At 68.3% G+C, this 3,753-nt stretch carries 3 protein-coding genes and 1 pseudogene; 3 read left to right on the plus strand and 1 reads right to left on the minus strand.

Translation table 11 applies throughout. The annotated features are described in order from the left end of the window. A partial coding sequence (locus EIO58_RS14240) for a GTP 3',8-cyclase MoaA (protein ID WP_127820085.1) occupies positions 1–753 on the minus strand: 753 nt, incomplete at its 3' end. A gap of 187 nt (positions 754–940) precedes the next feature. On the opposite strand from EIO58_RS14240, the gene EIO58_RS14245 reads away from it, so the two are divergent. The 3 genes and pseudogenes from EIO58_RS14245 to EIO58_RS14255 all read left to right on the plus strand — a co-directional run. Beyond that, the gene (locus tag EIO58_RS14245; RefSeq protein WP_127820086.1) at positions 941–2,386 is read left to right on the plus strand and encodes a cytochrome ubiquinol oxidase subunit I; all 1,446 of its coding nucleotides are present in this window, start codon (positions 941–943) and stop codon (positions 2,384–2,386) included. Positions 2,387–2,404: 18 nt separating this feature from the next. Then, positions 2,405–3,436, plus strand: coding sequence for a cytochrome d ubiquinol oxidase subunit II (gene cydB / locus EIO58_RS14250; protein ID WP_127820084.1), 1,032 nt, complete (start codon positions 2,405–2,407; stop codon positions 3,434–3,436). Between the two features lie 32 nt (positions 3,437–3,468). After that, positions 3,469–3,753 (plus strand): annotated as a pseudogene (locus tag EIO58_RS14255) (thiol reductant ABC exporter subunit CydD); the annotation flags it as partial.

Raw genomic sequence — 3,753 nt, forward strand, 5'->3', positions numbered from 1 at the left:
GGCGGGCGCTCCCCCGCGGCCGGGGACGGGAGTCAGCCGCCACCGCCGGCCGAGCGCGGCGAGGATCTCGTCCTGCGTCACCATGCGCGCGCGGTCCCACGTGTGCCCGGCGTCGAGCGGCATCTGCTCGATGAACCGCATCTGCGCGTCGTGCGCGATCGCGAACTCGACGAGGTCGACGAGCTCGTCGTCGTTGACGTCGCGCATCGCGACCGCGTTGAGCTTGAGCGGACGCAGACCGGATGCCGCAGCCGCCGCGATCGCGTCGAGCACGTCGCCGAGCCGGTCGCGCCGAGTGAGCTCGCGGAAGCGGTCGGGTCGCAGCGTGTCGAGCGAGATGTTGAGCCGCGAGAGTCCGGCGTCGACGAGCGCCGGCAGCACCTCGGGCAGGCGGATGCCGTTCGTCGTCATCGCGATCTCGACGGGCCGGCCGTCGCGGCCCACGATCGCGGCGAGCCGGCGTACGACGTCGACGATGTCGGTGCGCAGCAGCGGCTCGCCGCCGGTGAGGCGGAACGTGGTGATGCCGTCGGCCGCGGCGATCCGTGCGACGCGCTCGATCTCGTCGAGGGTCAGGATGCTCGTCTTCGCGAGCCATTCGTTGCCCTGCTCGGGCATGCAGTACGTGCACCGGAGCGAGCAGCGGTCGGTGAGCGAGATGCGCAGGTCGCGGTGCACGCGGCCGTGCGTGTCGACGAGCGGGCTCCCGACCGCGACGCGCTCAAAGTCGGCGGATGCCGCGGGTGCCGGCATCCGTCGCCCGATCGTGACCGGGATCGCGTTCACGCGGGCGTCCCCGATCGCCGTGCCCGGTTCGCCATGGTTCGAGAGTAGCCCCGGGCGAAAGCACAGGGCGCGGCCGATCATCGTCGGCTCTGTGGTCTGACCACATGCTAATGTGGTCAGACCACACGATCTCGGGAACGATCGGAAGCGCATGATGGATCTGCTGGACCCCCTGCTGCTGGCCCGCTGGCAGTTCGGCCTCACCACGCTCTACCACTTCCTGTTCGTGCCGCTCACGCTGGGCATGGCACTGACCGTGGCGATCTTCCAGACTGCGTGGCACCGCACCGGCAACGTGAAGTGGCTGCACCTCACACGGTTCTTCGGCAAGATCTTCCTGATCAACTTCGCGATGGGCGTCGTCACGGGCATCGTGCAGGAGTTCCAGTTCGGCATGAACTGGTCGGCGTACTCGCGCTTCGTCGGCGATGTGTTCGGCGCACCGCTGGCGTTCGAGGGGCTGATGGCCTTCTTCTTCGAGGCGACGTTCATCGGCCTGTGGATCTTCGGCTGGGACAAGCTGCCTCGGGCGCTGCACCTCGCGAGCATCTGGATCGCTACGATCGGGGCCTGGTTCTCGGCCTATTTCATCCTCGCCGCGAATGCGTTCATGCAGAATCCGGTCGGCTTCCGCATGGCGGACGACGGCTCGCGCGCCGAGATGACCGACTTCTTCGCGGTGCTGTCGAACCCCGTCGCGATCGCGGCGCTCCCCCACACCCTGTTCGCGGCGTTCATGATGACCGCGGGCGTCATCATCTCGATCTCTGCCTGGCACCTGCTGCGGGGCCGGAACGTCGAGATGATGCGGTCGTCGCTGAAGTACGGCCTGTGGGGCATGGTCGTCGCGTTCGGCGGCGTCGCCCTGTCTGGCGACCAGCTGAGCCTCGTCATGGTCGCGACGCAGCCGATGAAGATGGCGGCGGCCGAGGCGATGTTCGACAGCGCCTGCGGGGCGGATGCCTCGTTCTCGGTGTTCACGCTCGGCACACCGGACGGCTCGGCAGAGCTGTTCTCGATCCGCGTGCCGTATCTGCTGGCTTTCCTGTCGACGCACTCGATCGACGGCTGCGTGGAAGGCATCAACGACCTCAACCTGGCGTACACGACCGAGATGTTCCCCGAGTTCGCCGATCGGGTCGACGGCAGCTTCGCACCGATCGTGTGGGTCACGTACTGGTCGTTCCGCTGGATGATCGGGCTCGGTTCCATCGCCGCGTCGACCGCCGTGGCGGGTCTGTGGCTCACCCGCAGGAAGGCCGTGCGCGAGGTTCCCGCGTGGGCCTGGAAGCTGGCGATCTGGGCCTGGCCCGCGTCGCTCTTGGCGATCCTCGTCGGGTGGGTCTTCACCGAGATGGGCCGGCAGCCGTGGATCGTCTTCGGCCTGATGCTGACCGAGGACGGCGTCTCGCCGAACGTCCTGGGGTGGACCGTGCTCATCTCGCTCACGGCGTTCACGCTCATCTACGCCGCCCTGGCCGTCGTCGAGTTCGGCCTCATCGTGAAGACCGCGAAGACCGGCCCCGAGCCGCTGCCCGGACCCGACGATCCCGACCCGCGCGATATCGCCGTCGCCGACACCCCGACCACGGTCTACTAGGAGCCCCAGGAGAACGTCATGGATCTCGCCTACCTCTGGTTCTGGATCGTCGGATTCCTGTTCGTCGGATATTTCGTGCTCGACGGCTTCGACTTCGGCGTCGGCATGTCACTGCCATTCCTCGGCAAGGACGATGTCAGCCGCCGCCAGGTGATCAACACGATCGGACCCGTGTGGGACCTCAACGAGACGTGGATCATCGTCGCGGGCGCGTGCCTGTTCGCCGCCTTCCCGCACTGGTACGCGACGCTGTTCAGCGGGTTCTACCTGGCGCTGCTCGTGATCCTGCTCGCACTCATCGCCCGCGGCGTCTCGTTCGAGTACCGCCACCAGCGCGAAGGGCTGCGGTGGAAGAGGTCCTTCGACCGCATGATCGTGATCGGCTCGGCCCTGCCGGCGTTCCTGTGGGGCGTCGCCGTCGCGAACATCGTGCAGGGCGTGCCGATCGACCGGCACATGGAGTTCACCGGGTCGCTTCTGACGCTCTTCAACCCGTACGGCCTGCTCGGCGGCGCCACGACGCTGCTGCTGTTCTTCACGCACGGCGTGTACTTCGTGGCACTCAAGACCGACGGGCAGGTGTCGGCCGACGCCCGCCGACTCGCCGCGCGGGCCGGGGCGCCTACGATCCTCGTCGCCGCCGCGTTCCTCGTGTGGACCGTCGTCATGGCGTTCGCACAGGGGCGCGAGCTCGCGATGGTCACGATGATGCTCGCGGCGGTCGCCGCAGTGCTGCTCTTCGGCTCGTGGATCGCCAATGCCCGCGGACGCGGGGGCTGGGCCTTCGGCCTCGGCTCGTTCACGATCGTCTCGTCGGTGCTCGCGGTGTGGTTCGCGCTGTTCCCCTTCGTCATGCCGTCGACGACCGACCCGGCCTACAGCCTGACGATCGAGAACGCCTCGAGCACCGACTACACCCTGACGATCATGTCGTGGGCGGCGCTCATCTTCCTGCCGCTGGTGCTGCTGTACCAGGGGTGGACGTACTGGATCTTCCGCAAGCGCATCGCCCGTTCGCACATCGAAGCGGCCGCGACGGTCGCACACTGAGAAGGAGACCCCTGGGCAGGGTCGAACACGCCATGGACGAGACGCAAGACGACGGGCCCGGGCGCCTGCCGGCAAAGCCCGTCGATCCCCGGCTGCTGCGCTACGCGACCGCCTCGCGCGGCTTCTTCGTCGCGATCGGCGCGATCGCGTTCGCGCAGACGCTCATCATCGTCGCGTTCGCGTGGCTGCTGACGACCGCGATCACCGGGGCGATCGACGGGATGCCGCTGCCCTCGCTCGCGCCCGCCCTCGGGGCTCTGGCGGCCGTGGTCGCGCTGCGGGCTGTGCTGCTGTGGGCGCGCGACGCCGTCGCCGCG

This window comes from Microbacterium sp. CPCC 204701 (genome assembly GCF_004010105.1).
Taxonomy (GTDB): Bacteria; Actinomycetota; Actinomycetes; order Actinomycetales; family Microbacteriaceae; genus Microbacterium.

Excerpts from the sequence above, each read along its gene's own strand:
- cydB (WP_127820084.1), top strand. The coding sequence starts at position 2,405 with ATGGATCTCGCCTACCTCTGGTTCTGGATCGTCGGATTCCTGTTCGTC.
- EIO58_RS14245 (WP_127820086.1), top strand. The coding sequence starts at position 941 with ATGGATCTGCTGGACCCCCTGCTGCTGGCCCGCTGGCAGTTCGGCCTC.